The organism is Pseudomonadota bacterium, assembly GCA_018823135.1.
GTDB lineage: Bacteria > Desulfobacterota > Desulfobulbia > Desulfobulbales > CALZHT01 > JAHJJF01.
Genome location: JAHJJF010000058.1, coordinates 1 through 17,905 on the forward strand (window position 1 = coordinate 1; position 17,905 = coordinate 17,905).

A 17,905-nucleotide genomic window follows, 5' to 3' on the forward strand; every position below is an offset into this window, starting at 1 on the left:
AAGCGGCCCTCAGACTTTCACCATTACCGCATATGATATAACTAATAACGAAAGCGCTCATTCAGAACCTATTACCGCAAACAAAGCGCCGCAGGCTGAAATTCAAGCAGATGGCGTAAATAACCTCGTGGCTTTTGATGCAAGCCAATCAAAAGATTTCGACGATGGTACAATCGTTGAATATTCATGGGTTTTCGGAGACGGCAGTGACGCCTCCTCGGATGAGAGGATAATCCATGAATATCAGCCAGGCAATTACACTGTAACTCTTACCGTCACTGATAATCAGAGGACAATAAATACAACCCAAGTCAATATAACGATTATCTGATTGTTCTGCGGCTCAAGACTGGAATGATTACTTCTGTTCTTGAGCCGTTACCATTTCTGCCTTCCCTTTCCCCTTCCTGATTTGACCTTTCAGCTTTCACTCTTCACCTTTCTCATCATAACAACAAAATTACTGTGCACTCTGCGACCTCTGTGGTTATAATATTTCATTGTTTGCGGGGAAAAAATTGTTCCTATTGCAAAATCATTCATGAAATATGCGGACTGAATCCCCCATCCCTGTGAGCAGGAATTTATGCCCTTTGTGGGGATGCACACCAACCATTAAAATGATGAAATATTTTTTATTAGTTACTCGTCACATTCATAACCAATAATTGTTCACAAGAAGGAGACGCTATTAATGAAAGTGCCGTTTCTAAACCTGAAAGCCCAGTATGAAACTATCCGGGAAGAAATTTCAGCAGCATTACAGGAGGTCCTTGATAATACATCCTTTGCCGGTGGGCCGATGGTGGAAAAATTTGAAAATGACTTCGCCCGGTTTTGCCAATGTGACCATGCCATAGGAGTAGGGAACGGCACAGACGCTCTCTGGATGGCCCTTATTGGCCTTGGGGTCGGGGCAGGCGATGAGGTCATCACCTCTCCAAGCACCTTTATTGCAACAGCCGAGGCGATCAGCTTCTGCGGCGCGACACCAGTCTTTATCGATATTGATGAACAAACCTATAATATGGACCCAAACCTTATCAGGGCGGCAATCACTCCAAAAACAAAGGCTATTATCCCTGTCCACCTTTACGGCCAGCCGGCTGACATGGACCCGATTATGGATATAGCCAGGGACCATGGTCTTGCTGTAATCGAGGATGCCTGCCAGGCCCACGACGCTGAATACAAAGGCCGCAGAGCCGGTTCTATTGGTGATGCCGGCTGTTTCAGTTTCTACCCGGGGAAAAACCTGGGCGCTTACGGTGAAGCCGGGGCCGTGGTGACTAATAATCGTGAACTTGCGGAGAAATCGCGCATGTTCCGTGATCATGGCCAGCGCCAGAAATACTATCATTCGATAGTGGGATGGAATGGCCGCATGGATGGTTTTCAGGGCGCCGTCCTTGGGGTGAAACTTCCATACCTTCCCGCCTGGACCGAGGCAAGACGAAACAATGCCAAACTGTATAATGAACTCCTTGCAGATGTATCGTCAGTGACTACTCCCCATGTGGCTGTGTATGCAAAACACGTCTATCATGTCTATACCATCCGTACACAAAACCGCGATGCCCTTATAGAGACCCTTGCAGAAAAAGGAATTTCCTGCGGAATCCATTATCCCGTCCCCCTTCACCTGCAAGATGCCTATGGTTTTCTGGGCTATGCAAAAGGTGATTTTCCGGTGTCAGAGAAATGTGCCCAAGAGATTGTTTCCCTGCCAATGTATCCGGAACTGACTGAAGAGCAGATTCACTACGTGGTGGAAAAAATAAAGGAAGTCCGGAGTTAACCCATGACAGATGATCCTCAAAAGCGTATTGCCCTTGACGTCAAAATGGGAAAAGATGTCAAAATCTCCGCCTTTGTCAACTTATACGGCTGCACCATTGGGGATGGAACCAAAATCGGGCCGTTTGTTGAAATCCAGAAAAACGCCTTCATCGGCAAACGCTGCAAAATCCAGAGCCATACTTTTATCTGCGAAGGAGTGACCATCGAAGATGAAGTAATGGTCGGTCATGGGGTGATGTTTATTAATGATCCCGACCCGTGGGCGGTCAACCCGGACGGCTCCCTCCAGACCGAGGCTGACTGGAAGTGCATTCCGACCTTGATAAAAAAGAGAGCCTCCATCGGCTCGAACGCCACCATTTTATGCGGCATAACGATTGGTGCAGGCGCGCTTGTCGGAGCAGGGGCAGTAGTTACCAAAGATGTCCCGCCTGATACGATTGTCGCCGGAAACCCTGCCCGGGTGATGAAAAAAAGGAACTGATCGCAGCAATGCCATGAACAATACCCTCAATTTCGTTTTATGGTGATAATTCAACTACCGAATAATGCGACAATCATTCGATGATATGTCAGGGGGCCTTCAATCGTCCGATGTTTTGTTAGAGGACAATTTCAACCCGCAGAAGTTTAAAAAAAATATTCCACTATACCTCCTTCTTTGATCGGTGTCCTGCGGGTTATACCAACCCAGCTTAAGCTGGAAACAGCTTGACTTCAAAAACATTGCATCGTGCCGCAGACGTTGGTAAATTTATACAGAATGGCGACCTGACAACGCCACGGTCTGACCTCAAGCCCAAGACTCTAACCCTCAAAAAAAGGAACGCTGTGGACAATAAGTCATCATTCTTTCCTACATATAAATTCACATTACTGATGAATGATCTTGCTGTAACCACAGGGGCCTTTGCCCTTGGAGCCTGGCTCACAGGATGGCTGGATTATTTAAATGACGACCCCGGCTCAACCATTGCCTTTGCCATACTGAGCCTCACCGCCATCTCATTTTTTCAAACCTACCGGCTGTACAATTATAATTTTCTTTTTTCACTAAAAGAGCATCTCAAAAATCTGGTGAAATCATTCTGCTGGAGCATCCTGACGCTGATAATCGTTCTTTTTCTGTTCAACAGTTCCGAACTCCTGGATAACAATTTTTACTTTTTCATAAGCATATTGCTTACAGGTGCCGTGGTCCTTTTGTTCTTGAGCAGATTTCTGTGGAGTCATTTACTTGATTTCATTCTGGCTCTGGGGATGGCCTTTCTCATCGTCGGCTTGACTGGAATGTTCAGCAAAGAAGGCATCCCTGTTTTCATGACCAATTATAGAATAATATTCTTCTGTTTTCTCATCGCAGCAATGTTGCTCGCCGTGAGCCGAATCTTTCTGGTTCATATTGTTTTCAATAAATGGCTGCGGCGGCGCTTCAGGAGGCAGGTGGTGATTATCGGCTCCGATAGCGAAGCAGACAACATTGCACGATATATAGTGGATAACGATGCGCCCTTCTGGATTGCAGGCACCATGGGACAGGATTCCACCTGCGGACTGAAACAATCCCTGGGCAAGGCTCATCTGGGAGAAATCGAAGAGATCCAGGCCATAGTGGACAAATTTAAAATCGACGATATCATCATCACTGACGAGGATATTGACAAACCTACGCTGGTCAACATGCTGGATGTTTTCACTTCAGCCGGGATCAATGCCTGGTTCCCGCCCAAGCTGCTGCCGATAATCAACGTAAAACTGTATCCCGATAATTTTTGCGGCCTGCCGATGATCCGCCTTTGCTCCCAGAAAAACAACTGGTTGTTCAACAAAATAAAACTGATCGTCGATGTCCTGCTTGCCTTGATAGTCTTCATTCTGCAACTGCCTTTATTCCTGTTGATTGTCGTGGCTATCAAGCTTGAATCGCCGGGGCCTGTTTTCTACCTCGCCAAGGCTGTGGGGAAAAACGGCAACCCCTTTTCCATGTACAAATTCCGCTCAATGCGAATGAATTCCAGCAATGAAATTCATAAAGATTATGTTTCCAAACTTATTAAAGGTGAAATCGGCAACGAGGAAGGCGAAAAGAAGCCATTAAAAATCACCAATGACCCCCGGATCACCAGGGTCGGGAATCTGATAAGAAAATTCAGCCTGGATGAATTGCCTCAATTAATCAATGTGTTAAAAGGTGATATGAGCCTGGTGGGGCCAAGACCGTGCCTGCCATACGAATATGAACTCTATAAGGACTGGTACAAAAAACGCGCTTCCGTCCCTTCCGGCATAACCGGATTATGGCAGGTTGCCGGCCGGAGTGAAGTCTCCTTTGAAGACATGATCCTGCTGGATCTCTACTATGTCTATAATCGTAGTCTCACTTTGGATTTCAACATCCTCTTTGAAACAATCTTTGTGGTGCTGGGCATGAAGGGCGCATACTAGAGGGCTTAAGGCCTAATGTGTCGGTCATAAGGCATAGCACGAAAAAAGAATTTCGAATATTGAACAAGAAATTTCGAACCCTCGAAATAAAAAAACTTCGAAATTCGTTTTTCGAAATTCAAAATTCTGCAGTTCCCTGAAACATTAAGCATTTATACTTTAGGACTTCGCGGTGAAATTTTTTTCTATTCAACATGAACAAACCTAATCCAATCTTGCTTTCCGCAGCCGTAGCCGTCTTCCTTGTCACCCTTTTCTTCGGACTCAATCCCAAGGGCTATGATTTTTCCAATCATGTATCCTGGCTTTCCGGCAGACCCGGCATTCACTTTGACAAATACGGCATTGCCTATACGCAGCTGGACAAAAATCTCCTTGCCGGAAAAACCTTGAGCCAGGACGGTTTTTCCATTCAAATGGTCATTCAGCCCGAGAGCTTTAAACATAATGAGTTCAGCCATATCCTTTCCCTTCATGACGGGAGAGATCCGGACCAGCTCCTCATAGGACAATGGCGCTCGTATATTATTGTCATGAATGGCGATGATTATGCGCATCGGAGAAAAACGAAGCGGATATATGCACAGCTTGCATCCGCTCCCCTGGAACCTGTATTTTTTTCCATCACCACCGGAATAAACGGATCCAGCATTTACATTAACGGGCAAGCAGTACAATCAGACATCGGTCTCACCCTCTCCATCCCCGATGGAAACCGCCCTGAACTCATCATCGGCAACTCCGTATACGGGACAAATTCATGGCAGGGTGAGGTCTTCGGGTTGGCAATCCATAACCATGAACTGTCGCCCGGAGCCATCGCATCCAGCTTCCAGACATGGTCCGAAGAACAGCAATTTTCTTCAACCGGAGAAGAAAGACCCGTTCTGCTCTATCTTTTTGATGAAAAGACGGGAGGCTCGGTCATCAATCATGCAGGCGGGACCTTTCCACTCGTAATTCCTTCCCGCCTGCCCCTCCTGAAAAAACATTTTCTCACAGGTATTATCCCTGAGTCGGGCCTGAACAGAAGTTTTTTCATGGATGCGGCAATCAATCTGGCAGGTTTCATTCCATTGGGTTTTTTCCTTTCCGCTGTTTTTCTTGATCTCAACGGAATTTTCAAAAAAAAGGCGATACTGTTCGCCGTCTTATTCTGCTTCTTAACCAGCCTGAACATAGAGCTTCTGCAGGCCTGGATGCCCAGCAGAAGCTCTCAGTCCCTGGATTTAATCCTCAATACCTTTGGAGCACTGATTGGAGCAATTCCCTTAACTCTCACCCTGAAATTTAGCCGCCTGAAATAAATCGGACAACCGCTTCCTATAATGATATTTTAACTGAATACTTTTGAGTATTGCACTCCTTAACCTCATGATTTTAATAATTAAATACAAATGATGAATTTCCAAACACCTAAAACCACAAAAAAACAGAAAGTCAAAATTGTAACGATATTGTTTTTTGCTTTAATAGTTTTTTCTGGCCTGTGGTGCATAAATGAGCTGAAAGAGAATAATGCATCATCACTGGATTGTCAGACAGGACAAAATGAACTGAAACAGACCTTGCTTGACTTGCAAGCCATGGGAGAACGGCAGTCCTGGGCAGGACAGTCAAAAGCAAGTGAATACTTAAAGCGCCGAATAAATCAATTGGGGCTGACTCCCGTTCGCCAAGTGTACTCATATGAAGGACAGGAGTGGGAAAATCTTTGGATGACTCTTCCCGGTACGGCAAAAACTGCCTCCCGAATTATTGTCTTTGCTCATTTCGATTCGACCAGTCGCGGCCTTTCAGGCGATGCCCCAGGCGCTGATGATAACGGCAGCGGCGTTGCTGTTCTCTTAGAAATCGCCAAACTTCTTGGCAGGCAACCGTTAAATAATGATGTGCAGGTCGTTTTCTTTTCTAATGAAGAAGACGGGCATGAGGGCAGCAAAGCCTTTGCATCTCAACTCCGGCGTGAAGGCGTGCCCGTCATTGGGGTGCTCAATATCGATATTGTCGGCTATAATAATCCCACTGCACTTTTTTCTAAAAAAGTTATTGATGTGCTTGCAGGGGAATTGCCTACAATGAAAAAATCTAAAATGATCCTGAAAATGGCTTACAATCTTGGAACTCGACTTATAGAAAAAGAAAAGGTTTTTGTTGTTGCCGGCAGATCTGAAGACAAAACCCTCCAGCCAAAAGAAAAACCGTCACAACTAGAGGTTATCAAGTGGAAATTTGGCGACTCCTGCGCCTGAGGGGACGAGCAATCCTTCTGGGATGAAGGATACGCAGCTGTTTTCATGAACTCAATCTACAAGAATCCCTACACGGAAACCCCTGAAGATTTGGCCAAGCATATTAATCTGAAGACCCTGAATCTCGCAGTCTTTACGGCCAGGTCTCTTCTCTCGGCCTGGGATCGGGAACATTTTCAGAAATAAAAAATTTGCACTGCAACTCAGAAATCCGGACAATTTATCGGCATTACCCTGTTTTCCCTTTACAGTCTCGCCTGCAAAGGGCAATTGTGCTATAATATCAGATTGTGCGGCACTCAAGATAGCATCGCGGCTTAAAGCCCCTGCCAACCCTTTATTTCACAAAGGCCCCTATATTTATGCATGATTCAATAACAATTTATCCACAGAAGATAACTTCATGAAAATAATCGGCATCCATGACGGACATAATGCAGCTGCAACCTTACTTGAAGACGGTAAAATCGTCTTTGCACTCGAAGAAGAACGCCTGACAAGAATCAAAAATCATTCAACATTCCCCAAAGAAGCCCTTCGGTTTCTTTGGGATTATTCCAATAATCGTCCAGAGGACATCGACAAATTCGTATTCAGCAGCAACCATATCCCCGCATATAAAAACCGCGTCACGTTAATGAAGGAGTTCAAAGAATCAAACGCATTCCCGACTTATCTGCGACGGCTGGCAAAAAAAACCCCATTATTGGATTATGCAGTAAAAAAACGGACACGAGAACGTTTTTCATTTGCCGTTGATGCCGGTTTCAATGCAGACAAAATCAGCTTTCAGGATCATCACCACTCTCATGCCGCAGCCGCCTATTTTGGCAGCCCCTGGTGGAGAGATGACAAAGTGCTCGTGCTGACCAATGATGGCGGCGGAGACGGACTCTGTGCAACGGTTTCCATCGGCGCGGGCGGCAACTTGCATAAACTCGCTGAAGTCTCAGTGAGTGAATCCATCGGCTACCTTTACTCGATGATTACCTTTATCCTCGGGATGGTTCCGGAAGAGCATGAATACAAAATCATGGGCATGTCTCCTTATGGATCGGCTTCACGGTCCGAGGCTCTCAAGAAAAGGTTCGACGCCCTTGTTGTTTTTAATAATGAATCCAAAGGGATCACCTGGAAACGCGCCAAAGGCTGCCCCCACTTTCAATACAGCTTTCAATTTCTCAAGAATATGCTGGAGTTACAGCGCTTTGACATTATCTGCCGAGCCATTCAGGATTTCACCGAAGATTTCATGGTGACCTGGGTGCGCAATTGCATTCTTGCGACAGGCATCAAAAAAGTGGCCATGAGTGGTGGCGTATTAATGAATGTTAAGGCCAACAAGCGTATCATGGAAATCCCTGAACTCGAGTCGCTTTTTATCTACCCTACCTGCGGAGACCCCACAAACAGCATTGGTGCTGCCTATGCGGTGCATGCCAAACACTGCCATGATCATAATGAACCCGTATCCATTGCCCCCCTTGAAAATTTATACTTCGGCCCTGAATTCTCCGATGATGTTATCAAGCAGGAATTGAATACAGCAGGGGTCAATTACATATATTGCGATGATATTGAAAAAGATGTTGCCGCTCTTCTTTACAAAGGGGCGGTAGTCGCACGCTTTAAAGGCCGAATGGAGTTCGGGGCACGTGCCATGGGGAATCGTTCGATTCTGGCGAACCCGGCCAACCGGGATACGATCCGCGTCATTAATGACATGATCAAGAACCGGGATTTCTGGATGCCTTTTGCACCCTCAATGATCGAAGAGGATGCCAGAGAAATTCTGGTGAATCCTAAAAATATTTCTGCGCCGTACATGATTCTGAGCTTCGACTGCGCCATAGCCCATGATAAGATCTATGCGGCAAGCCACCCCTATGATCGCACCCTGAGGCCACAGGTGGTCTATGAGAAATGGAATCCGGATTACTACCGGCTTATCAAAAACTTCAAGGAATTAAGCGGCACTGGCGTGGTACTCAACACCTCCTTCAACTTGCACGGCTTTCCAATCGTATGCAAACCCGGCGATGCCATCGATGTATTCAAGCAGTCCGGATTAAAACACCTGGCAATTGGCAATTACCTCGTCACCAAAGAAAAAAACTAACCGGATTCCACAGGATTTCTGACTGGCAATTTCATAATGAAGATTGAACCCTTTTTTTGTGAAAACAGACAATAATGCAATGAACACAAGCAACTTCCCCGGCCAGTATACAATAGAGATCATTGATCCACACCGCCAACCGGAATGGGATGCATTTGTTACCGCCCACCCGCATGGCTGGGTCTGCCACACCGCAGAATGGCTCATGGTTGTGCAACATGTCTGGAAGAACCTTAAACCTCACTACATCATCGTCCGGGATGCTGCCGGATCAATTTGCGCCGGCATTCCATTGTGCATCACTACATCGCTTTCCGGCAGAAAACGCCTCATCTGCACTCCTTTCTCAACCTTATCCGACCCGCTGGCAACATCCGAATCCGCCCTGCATCATCTTTTTTCAGAACTGCCCCGTCTTTTGAGTCAATCAAATGCATCATCTCTGAAATTGAATACATTCCAGGCAACAAACTCCATTCCCGTAGGAATATTCACCAGGAACGACAAGCATGTCCATCATGCAATTGACCTTCAGCTTAGCGAAGATGAATTGATGCTTTCCTTCAACAGAAGTAATGTCCGCAACAGAATAAGTAAATGCCTGAAAAGCCCCCTCTCTATCCGCTACGCAAGTTCGGTCAACGATTTTAAACAGTTTTACGATCTCTATGTGGTCAATCGCCAACGGCTGGGCCTTCCCGCCATCCCCTGGAAATTTTTTGAAGGGATATGGCGTTATTTAAAAGACCGCGATTGGGTTGAATTGCTTCTCGTCTACAATGAAGAGGAGATGGTTGGGGGGCTGTTGAACCTTAAATACCAGAAAAGAATTTCCGCAGAAGTCCTCGCATATAAGACTGAATATACCGCCATGTGTCCGAATCACCTGCTTTTCTGGACAACGATCACAGCGGCTAAGAGGGCCGGAAAACTGGAATTTGATTTCGGCAGAACGCCCCTCACAGAAACGGGATTGGTAAAATTCAAGGACCACTGGACTTCAAAAAAGACGGTATTGCCGACTTTCATATATCCGCAATCAGAACTTTCTGATTTGCATAAAAACAAACCGACCATGGAGTTCATGCGATCAATGCTTCAACGTATGCCATTTCCTCTCTATGCCGGCCTTTCAAAACTGTTCTATGCCCGGCCCAGATAATTAAATCAGAAAGTAAGCCATCGTAAGGGAAAAATCCCACTACTACTTAAACAGAAAACTTCCTTTCGCAATGGGGACATTCCAAGTTTTATTTTTGTGCATGCCTTCTGCTTGAATTGATACACCCACACATTTGAGAATTTTTCCTTTGCGGTTCCATCAATCTTTGGAGTAGAAAGTTTCCTCCCACACAAAATTCACGAAACAAGACAACCATGGACGAAGGTCAATCGCATACTGTGCCGCTTGCAAGAACAAAACGTATCATTATTCTTGTTTTTTTTTCAACATTCGGCCTTGCTTACGCCTTTAATATCTATCCATTTCTTGTCATAAACCAACCGGTTAATGGAGAAATTCTGGTCGTTGAGGGGTGGATACCATCGGCTCTTCTGGAACAGGCCGCAGAGTTGTTTAATCACGGGTCATATACAATGATTGCCTCAGTTGGCGGACCTTCAACCGGGGAGACGGCAGACAGGATAGAGCAGACCGATGCGTATCGAGGCAAAAATGAACTGATAGAGTTTGGGGTTCCTGCCGAGAAGATAGTTGCTGTGCCGGTGTGGGAGTTGAAGCAAAACCGAACCTTCACAACGGCAAAGGCCTTTAGCTTATGGTTAAATGAGGTTAAGCCATCTGTGAAAAAAATAGACGTATTTACGGCCAGCGTCCATGGCCGGAAAAGCCGGTTACTCTTCAGGCGGGCACTTGGTGATTCTGTTCAGGTTGGCATTATTTCGGCAAATTCAGAGGAGTCTGAAGATAAGTTTTGGTTCCGCTCAAAAAGAATGCTCTACCTGATCCCGAGAAACACTCTCGGCTATCTTTACGCATTACTATTCACGTTTTAGGCGTCAGGCAGGAAGGGGATGATAATCAGCAAATCCAGCGACTAGCTGCTCCTGGCCCTCACCCAAGCTTTTGACCCGCCTGCTTCATAAATTCTCCAATTGCCACTTGCTGCGGGCAGAGAGACTCAGCCCTGGAAAAATCCGTGTTCAGCAGTTTCTGCCTCTGAGCATAGGGAATCTGCCCATAGAGTTTTCTGGCATTTTCCTTCTCCCCGTACCCGTTGTAATACATCAGAAATCTCATCACGTCACTGATGTATGGCGCCTCAGGAACAGTCTTATTGCAGATATTGCTGCACCCGGCACAATATCCCCTGCCAGTTTCATCTGCATACTCTGCCAGAACCGTCCTGTCGACTTGTGAAAGTTTCAACCGATCCAGAGCTGCGGCCACATTGGTTGTCAGCAGAGCAATGCTCGGCATGGATATGCAGACTGCGGCAAACCTCTTGTCCTCCAGCACCACTTTTAGTTTGGCCTGCCCCTCGGTATAACCACTCTCAAGAAAATGATCGGTCAGTTTTCTGCCAAGCCGGAACCATGTTTCCTTAGCCTGTGTTTTCATGGCAATCAGACCGATGCCGGCTTTATGGCAGGCATCGATTGCCTTATTGAGTTTCTTATCTTGCGTCAACCTGAAATTGTAGCGCATCATAATTGCATCAATCCAGTCGAGTTTTGCAGCAACAGTGAGACATTCAGTAGTATTTTCATGGATACTGACGCCAAAATAACGGATCAGTCCCCGTTTCTTTGCGCTTTCAGCCCAATGCCGCAATTCCCCGGTGAACTGTTTCGGTTCAGACATCCCGTGCACACCGTAATAAAGATCAATGTATTCTGTATTCATTCTTTTCAGGGAGGCCTGCAGTCTCTTTTCAACATCATCTATAGAATCAACTTTCGAGGCTTTGGTGACCAGAAAAACTTCCTTTCTCGCCTGAGGATTCTTTTCGAAAAATTTGCCTATTCCCAATTCACTGTTGCCATTAGAATAGGAATACGCCGTATTCCAGTGAGTAACTCCCCACTCCAAAGACTTTCGCAAGACCAGTTGCTTGTCGAGAAGATCATAATGAAATCCCTGCCAGAGGCAAGGCACCTGAATCCCTGTTTTACCAAGGATTCGCCTGGGAACCTGGGGAAATTTTGCTGTTGTGGCAGTTGCATCTCCTTCAGCTAAACCCTGGGAGCCCATGGCTCGACCCGGGCCAAGCAATGATCCCATTCCTGCAGCACCAATTGCTTTGAGGAAATCTCTTCTCTTCATGTTCTGCTGTTCATCACTCATTGGCTTACCCTCCGATCATTTTATCCAGCGCTTGAGAAGTAACGTCCTGTCAGAATTCCTGGTCTCGCCCTCAGCGGAAACACGAATCGCCCTCTTGCCGCTTACCGGACATTCATGCTCGCAGATTCCGCACCCGGTGCACCGACTTATATCCACATGGGGTTTCTGGAGTCGAATTTGTACAAAAAGATTTGAAGGCGCCGGTGCATCTGCCTTCGGATTCCCGTCAAGCATGAGAGTATCAGTGGAGTTCGATAAAATTCTGTATCGTGTTTCACCCATGAGACAATAATAATCTCCGGTGGAAAAGTGGCCGGCAACCAGGGTTTTCTGTTGAATAATTATTCTCTCTCCATGAATTTCCTTCACACTCAGAATGCCATCCCGAATCGTTGCAAATTCCTCACGAGTAAAAACAGCCTTGGGACTCACAGGGCAGTTTTCCTCGCAGACAATGCAGGGTTTGTCCATGGCCCAGGGCAGACAGCGGCCCCGATCAAGAAAAGCAGTGCCGATTTTTATCGGTCCTCCTGGTTTAAAATCACCACTGCCAATCTTCTCACTGAAGGTAAGTGGCCTGACAGCCGATGTTGGACAGATATGTCCGCAGGCAATGCAATTAAGCTGACAGCCGCTTGAGCCTATTCGGTTGTTCAGGGCCGGGGTCCATAAGGCCTCAATTCCATACTCAAAGCCGACGGGCTGAAGAACATTGGTCGGGCAGATTCGCATGCATTGCCCGCATCGAATGCATCGTTGCAGAAACTCGTTTTCTGCCAGAGCCCCTGGAGGCCGTATTAAAGAAGAGTAATAATTGGCGCCGTTTCTGTTGTCCAGGTTCAAGGCTGGAACAGAAATGAGACCGCTAACAAGTGACAGCGCAAAGCCGCGTCGGGAGATATCCGGGCCAGGTTGTTCAATATTTGAATGAACACCCTGGTAGGTCATTATCTGATCCTCACAGGCATCAAGACAGTTACAGCACAAGAGACATTCGCTGGACCGGATGCGGGTAGATGGTTCACAGCCGCCTTCGCAATCTCGCTCACATGCCTTGCAGTCGCTGCATTCAAGGGTCTTCTTGCTGATTTTCCAGAGGCTCACTTTGGTCATAAGGCCAAAGAGCGCGCCAAGGGGGCAAATGAATCGGCAGTAGAAACGAGGGATCAGCATATTTGCCAGAACAGAGAGAAAGAAAACAATCAATATCAGCCCTCCACCCTCAAAAAATCGTTGCTTTACAGAAGTAATCCCATGGGAGGCGTCCAGCATTGGCAGAAGGACAAGATTGAACGATCGCGATATCAGGGGAATTGGATCAAGCAGCCCGGTAAAAAGGACCGCAGCATGAGAAGGATACGCCGCAGCGGCAAGGAATACGATAAGGAGATAATACTTAAGACGCTGGAGATTGTGATAACTGTTGAGTTGCAGCTTTTGCTTGAGAGATGCCTTCCTGTGGGCAAGATACCCGACAACCTGATGAATGGTCCCGAAGGGGCATACCCAGCCGCAGAAAAAACGGCCGAAAAGTATCGTCAGAATGATGGTTGCCAAAGCCCACAACAGCCCCCTGTAAAGAGTATGAGTCGTGAGTACTGTTCCTATGGCGACAAGAGGGTCAAGCTGCAGCAACCAGTTGACCGGCCAGCCCTGTATCTGCCAGAAACTTTCTCCAACGGTGGCAACGATACAGAACCAGCCGAAAAGAACGAAAAAAACCAACTGACTTATTCTTCTTGTCTGGACGATTTTCATAATGGTCAACTTGTTGAAAAAACAGGTTTCAGAGACTGATAATCGGTGGTTCCTGCTCCGGCACTTTCCGCTTTTTCCAGGTATGGCAGATCGTTTACCGTGAGATCGAGCAGCGAACATCCGAAGGAATCGGCAGCAACCTGATCACAACTGGCAATGATCGTGTTGGCCTGCCGCAGATCAGAGAGAGCCCCGCCTGTCGGCCCATTAGTCATCATCACCTGGGTCCCGTCAAGGATCACCAGGGTTGGCGTCACCATCATTGCCAGTTCACTGATAATGGCATTGATCTCCTGGTGGAAAATATTTCGCCGTCCGCCAAGCAGACCATACCAGTTCTTCATTGTCATTGAGGCGCCGCTTCGCTGGTGATGCTTAATAGGAGCAATGCCTATGAGCTTGTCAACTTTCTCAAGAGGAACCATAAAAACCGGCCAGTTCCGGATAAGTCGGCCCTTTTTCAAAGTCACCGGCTTAAAGAGGTTTTCCCGCGGCAGGATAATCTCAGCGCCGGCCATTTCAGCAGCATTGCCGATCCCGCTTAAAGCAAAGCAGCTTGCCGGATCATTAATGGGATTGTCCAGGACAATCACCTTTTTTGCCCGGCCCTTGACAAAACAAAGACGGATGACTTCAGCAACCAGATCAGCGTTGGTGGTTGAGCCAAGCAGCGATGGGGCGGCAAAGGCGACATTGGGTTTAATGGCCACAGTATCACCTGGCTTGACAAAACGCTCTATCCCGCCCAGAACTTGAATCGCGCGATTCACTGTCGTGATCCGGTCGGTACCTGTAACTATGCTGAGGGTGTTTCCAGGGGCATAAGGAACACTGAAATCAGCCAACCCTGAAACTATCTCTGATTCCCCCGCCGGCTTGGGTCCCGCAGGGTCATAGAGAAGGTAGGAGGCAACTCCGGCCGCGGCAATGGAAACCCCTGCCCTGGAGGTGCTGATCAGGAATTGCCTTCTATTGCTTGTTCCATTTGAATCCGTCACAATTCACGGCCTCTTCGTTTCTTCAAGTCGTATGCTTAACTGTAGAATCATTTTTTTGGCGGTCTGCAGGTCTTCAGCCTCATGAACCCCCATAACATATGTGCCGTGTGTAAAAAAAGCTTCAACCGTGCCGTACAGATCGAAAAAACGAATTGCAGGATCTTCTGACTCCAGCCGGAGTGCCCCGTTATTCATCAGAAACGAAGAGTATTCCGCAAGATTTTTTTGCGCCTGCTCATTGGTCTCGCTCAAACAAATAAAAGCTGTTGCCTCCTTGCCGTCAAGCAGGTAGCGGGCAGTAAAGGTTTTGTTCAAGGCCTCAGTACCAAATGTGTTGAGCAGGCTGAGTTTGAAACTGTCTGGCACAAGATTTTCCAGGGGAAACAAATTCAGCTCCAGAATAGAGCTTTGCTCAGCCGACAAACTGCTGCCAAAGTGCGTTGCGATTTCGATCATCGCCTTGTCCAGAAAAGGTGATTGGGCAGAACCGATGAACTCAAGATAATATCTGCCGCGCCATAAATAGAGGCCGTTTTCGGTTTTGTAGTGATAAATTGATTCAAGAGCAGGATTTGTTGCTGCCGAAGGGCGTCTTTGTGTGCTGTAAACAGCGAAAGCATTGACAGCTTCAGCCATGTCATAGATAAAAATTTCCAACCAAAGGGAGGAATCCTTTTGGTGGATTATTCTTTGACTGTGCAGACGGGTGAAACCTGCCTCCAGATAGAGCGGGGCCTTACCGTTGATCTTTTCAAAAAGATTGTTCTTATCATATTCTTCCGGCTCGCCCGCTAATTTAAACTCATTAGGCAGAATAAAAGTAGACGACAGGGCATCTAGGGATGCCGGCTGCGAAATTGATATCTGTGGCGCTTCTAAAAGAAAGGGCGATCTTTCAGAAGTAGCATGGAGATAGAGAATCGTGCCGACAGTACAACATAGAACAAGATATATAATGACACAGACAACGGATTGACGACCATGATTAGTTTTAGAATTCATTACTGTAATATTTATTATGTCTTCTCAATTAAATAATACTCGTGATTAGCAACAAGCTTTGCTTCCTCCCCCAGAAAAATGACGACCTAAAGGTACGTAAAACAATCCCCAATTATTCCGATGGAAAATTTAAAACCCGTTTTGACTTTTTAAAAAAATTGACCGGCAGAGAATTCATTTAAAATCAACAAGTTTCTTTTTGAAAATATCAAAAGTCAATAAGGCCCATAAAAATTTATCCGGTTTTTCGACTAACTTATCATAATCTTTTTTTGTTAAAAATGAAGGAATATCAATCTCCATTACCATCTCTTTCAAAGGGCCTTCTTTCATCCATTTATAAAGGTCAGCAGTAAATACCGAACCGCCTTTGGGTTTTTTATATATCTGAGATAATCCTTTATTATTAAGTATTTGTTTTAACCATGGTTTAACCTGGAGGTGATTGATATATCTCCCTCGAGAGTTTATCGAAAAGGAGGCTTCGATAATATCTTGATCCATGAATGGATAGATTTGCTCTTTATCATTTGCCATAAATAATTGACTGTTCTGTACACCAATTTCATAGGTATCACTCAACAGGTCTATGGTATGGACTTTTTCAGTATAATCATGACTATTTAAATACATTTCCTCCAGTTCTCTTCTATATAAAAAAACCTGTTTTATTATATCATCACCGAAACAACGACGTGCAATACTGAGATTATGATAGACGGCTATTGTATTATGGGGGGCAAAGAAATAATCAGCGTCATCTGAATTTTTAATTATATTAGCGCCCTTAACAAGCGTTTGCCCCACTGACAAAAATGGCCGGAGCAACTTCCCCCCCCAAAGCATGAGGTCCACACCTCCCGGGATTCGTTTAGCCATTTCTATTATTTTAATCTTTTTTGCTATATCCAACCCAAACAAGGTATCAGCCCCTTGTCCACAAAAAAAATACCGAGTATTCGCAAAATTATCTGCAAGGTATTGAGAAATGGCTAACATACTTGGCCCTACGTCTAAAATTACAGGTTGCCCTAGAGCTTCTATTGCCCCAACTATTAGCGCGGGATACTCCTCTGGCGTTACTTCTACAAAGGTATGATCAGTCTCAAGCAGCGCACTGGCCTGTTTTGCATAATTGATTTCAAACTCAAAACAGGGGGTGTTAACGAGCGCATAGCTGAACGATCTTGGTTTTGAACCTGTTTTTTCATTAATCGCCAACTGCAACAAAGAAGAATCCACACCTCCTGATAAAAGATTCCCCGAAGAAGAGTTACGGTTGTCAATATCAACCAGGTAGGAATGCACAACTTCTGTGATTATTTTATTCAGTTGCTGTACATCTCCAACTAAATTGTTAGAACTTTCATTTTTATATTCAAATCTAAAATTCTGTATAAGTGACAACCTGATTTTCCCCTGATCAAACTTAAAGAGTTGCCCTGGCAAAAGCCGTTTGATATTTTTATAATATGTAAGATCACCGGGAGCATGACGATATATAAAATGAAAAGGAATAATCCGTTGATCTATTTCAGGGTTATCGATGGCTGCAACTAAACACCGTAGATTGTCTGAACATATTAAATCGTCCCCATCTGTCCAATAATAACATTGCATTGGAGATATCAGTGTTTTGTAAACTGAGAATTGCGGATGAATCTTACTAAAGGAAGCCAACAAGGCATTCCCTCTTATTTTTGTATGGTCACATTCATTTTGAAATGTGAATTTTCCATTAAGGATTCCCTTACTCGAAACAGGAACCCTGTCTTTTGATCGAATAAAGCCTAACTTTATTACAAGATCAGTCTCATTTTCAGCGATATCACCACAAGATGAATGAAAAAAAATGTTTCCATACTCCCCATAGCTTAGCACCTTAATACTAATTCCAAGACGATTGTTAAGCCTTTCTTTAAGGGAGCTAACTGGTGATTTACTAAACCCAAACATACAAAATGATTTTACAGGTACCTTTTTTTGATTTGTCACATACCCTCCAGATACAATTCATATAGCAATAAACATTAACCTGAATCCGCCAATAAGATTTCAATCCAGGAAGAGAGTCTTGAAAGACCTTTTGATTTTATACCCACTGAAATGTTAGAAAGAAGGTTACATTTAAACAGAATTATAGCTAATCTAAAAGATCATATTTTTCATCAATTTGATTGGTCTTTTCTCCCCCCTCAAAAGGATCGAATATGTATTCCACTTG

15 protein-coding genes are annotated in these 17,905 nt (G+C 45.4%); 10 read left to right on the top strand and 5 right to left on the bottom strand.

Annotated elements, in window-relative coordinates:
• The 10 genes from KKE17_05365 to KKE17_05410 all read left to right on the top strand — a co-directional run.
• Positions 1–331 (top strand): PKD domain-containing protein (locus tag KKE17_05365; protein ID MBU1709419.1); only part of this gene is annotated, 331 nt, incomplete at its 5' end.
• Between the two features lie 363 nt (positions 332–694).
• Positions 695–1,798: a DegT/DnrJ/EryC1/StrS family aminotransferase gene (locus tag KKE17_05370; protein ID MBU1709420.1), complete on the top strand. Its 1,104-nt coding sequence runs from the start codon at positions 695–697 to the stop codon at positions 1,796–1,798.
• Positions 1,799–1,801: 3 nt separating this feature from the next.
• Positions 1,802–2,284 carry an N-acetyltransferase gene (locus KKE17_05375; GenBank protein ID MBU1709421.1) on the top strand — a complete coding sequence of 161 codons (483 nt, stop codon included), beginning with the start codon at positions 1,802–1,804 and terminating at the stop codon, positions 2,282–2,284.
• Between the two features lie 227 nt (positions 2,285–2,511).
• Entirely contained in the window at positions 2,512–4,245 is a 1,734-nt protein-coding gene (locus tag KKE17_05380) for a sugar transferase (protein ID MBU1709422.1), read from the top strand.
• Between the two features lie 194 nt (positions 4,246–4,439).
• Positions 4,440–5,552, top strand: a complete 1,113-nt coding sequence (locus KKE17_05385) for a VanZ family protein (protein MBU1709423.1) — start codon at positions 4,440–4,442, stop codon at positions 5,550–5,552.
• A 90-nt stretch (positions 5,553–5,642) separates the two neighbouring features.
• Positions 5,643–6,497, top strand: coding sequence for a M20/M25/M40 family metallo-hydrolase (locus KKE17_05390; GenBank protein ID MBU1709424.1), 855 nt, complete (start codon positions 5,643–5,645; stop codon positions 6,495–6,497).
• A 45-nt stretch (positions 6,498–6,542) separates the two neighbouring features.
• Positions 6,543–6,683: a hypothetical protein gene (locus KKE17_05395; GenBank protein MBU1709425.1), complete on the top strand. Its 141-nt coding sequence runs from the start codon at positions 6,543–6,545 to the stop codon at positions 6,681–6,683.
• A 217-nt stretch (positions 6,684–6,900) separates the two neighbouring features.
• Entirely contained in the window at positions 6,901–8,616 is a 1,716-nt protein-coding gene (locus tag KKE17_05400) for a hypothetical protein (protein ID MBU1709426.1), read from the top strand.
• Between the two features lie 79 nt (positions 8,617–8,695).
• Positions 8,696–9,778 carry a GNAT family N-acetyltransferase gene (locus KKE17_05405; protein MBU1709427.1) on the top strand — a complete coding sequence of 361 codons (1,083 nt, stop codon included), beginning with the start codon at positions 8,696–8,698 and terminating at the stop codon, positions 9,776–9,778.
• Positions 9,779–9,993: 215 nt separating this feature from the next.
• Positions 9,994–10,632, top strand: coding sequence for a YdcF family protein (locus KKE17_05410; protein ID MBU1709428.1), 639 nt, complete (start codon positions 9,994–9,996; stop codon positions 10,630–10,632).
• A 58-nt stretch (positions 10,633–10,690) separates the two neighbouring features.
• Here KKE17_05410 and KKE17_05415 read toward each other — a convergent pair whose 3' ends face one another.
• The 5 genes from KKE17_05415 to KKE17_05435 all read right to left on the bottom strand — a co-directional run bounded on the left by KKE17_05415 (position 10,691) and on the right by KKE17_05435 (position 17,676).
• Positions 10,691–11,923, bottom strand: coding sequence for an aldo/keto reductase (locus KKE17_05415; GenBank protein MBU1709429.1), 1,233 nt, complete (start codon positions 11,921–11,923; stop codon positions 10,691–10,693).
• Between the two features lie 15 nt (positions 11,924–11,938).
• Complete coding sequence (locus tag KKE17_05420; GenBank protein MBU1709430.1) at positions 11,939–13,681, bottom strand: 4Fe-4S binding protein; 1,743 nt, start codon at positions 13,679–13,681, stop codon at positions 11,939–11,941.
• A 5-nt stretch (positions 13,682–13,686) separates the two neighbouring features.
• A complete protein-coding gene (locus tag KKE17_05425; protein ID MBU1709431.1) occupies positions 13,687–14,682 on the bottom strand; it encodes a DUF362 domain-containing protein in 996 nt (331 codons plus the stop codon).
• On the bottom strand, positions 14,683–15,681 hold the full coding sequence (locus KKE17_05430; GenBank protein MBU1709432.1) for a hypothetical protein: 999 nt from the start codon (positions 15,679–15,681) through the stop codon (positions 14,683–14,685).
• A gap of 174 nt (positions 15,682–15,855) precedes the next feature.
• The gene (locus KKE17_05435; GenBank protein MBU1709433.1) at positions 15,856–17,676 is read right to left on the bottom strand and encodes a hypothetical protein; all 1,821 of its coding nucleotides are present in this window, start codon (positions 17,674–17,676) and stop codon (positions 15,856–15,858) included.
• Positions 17,677–17,905: the final 229 nt, after the last annotated feature.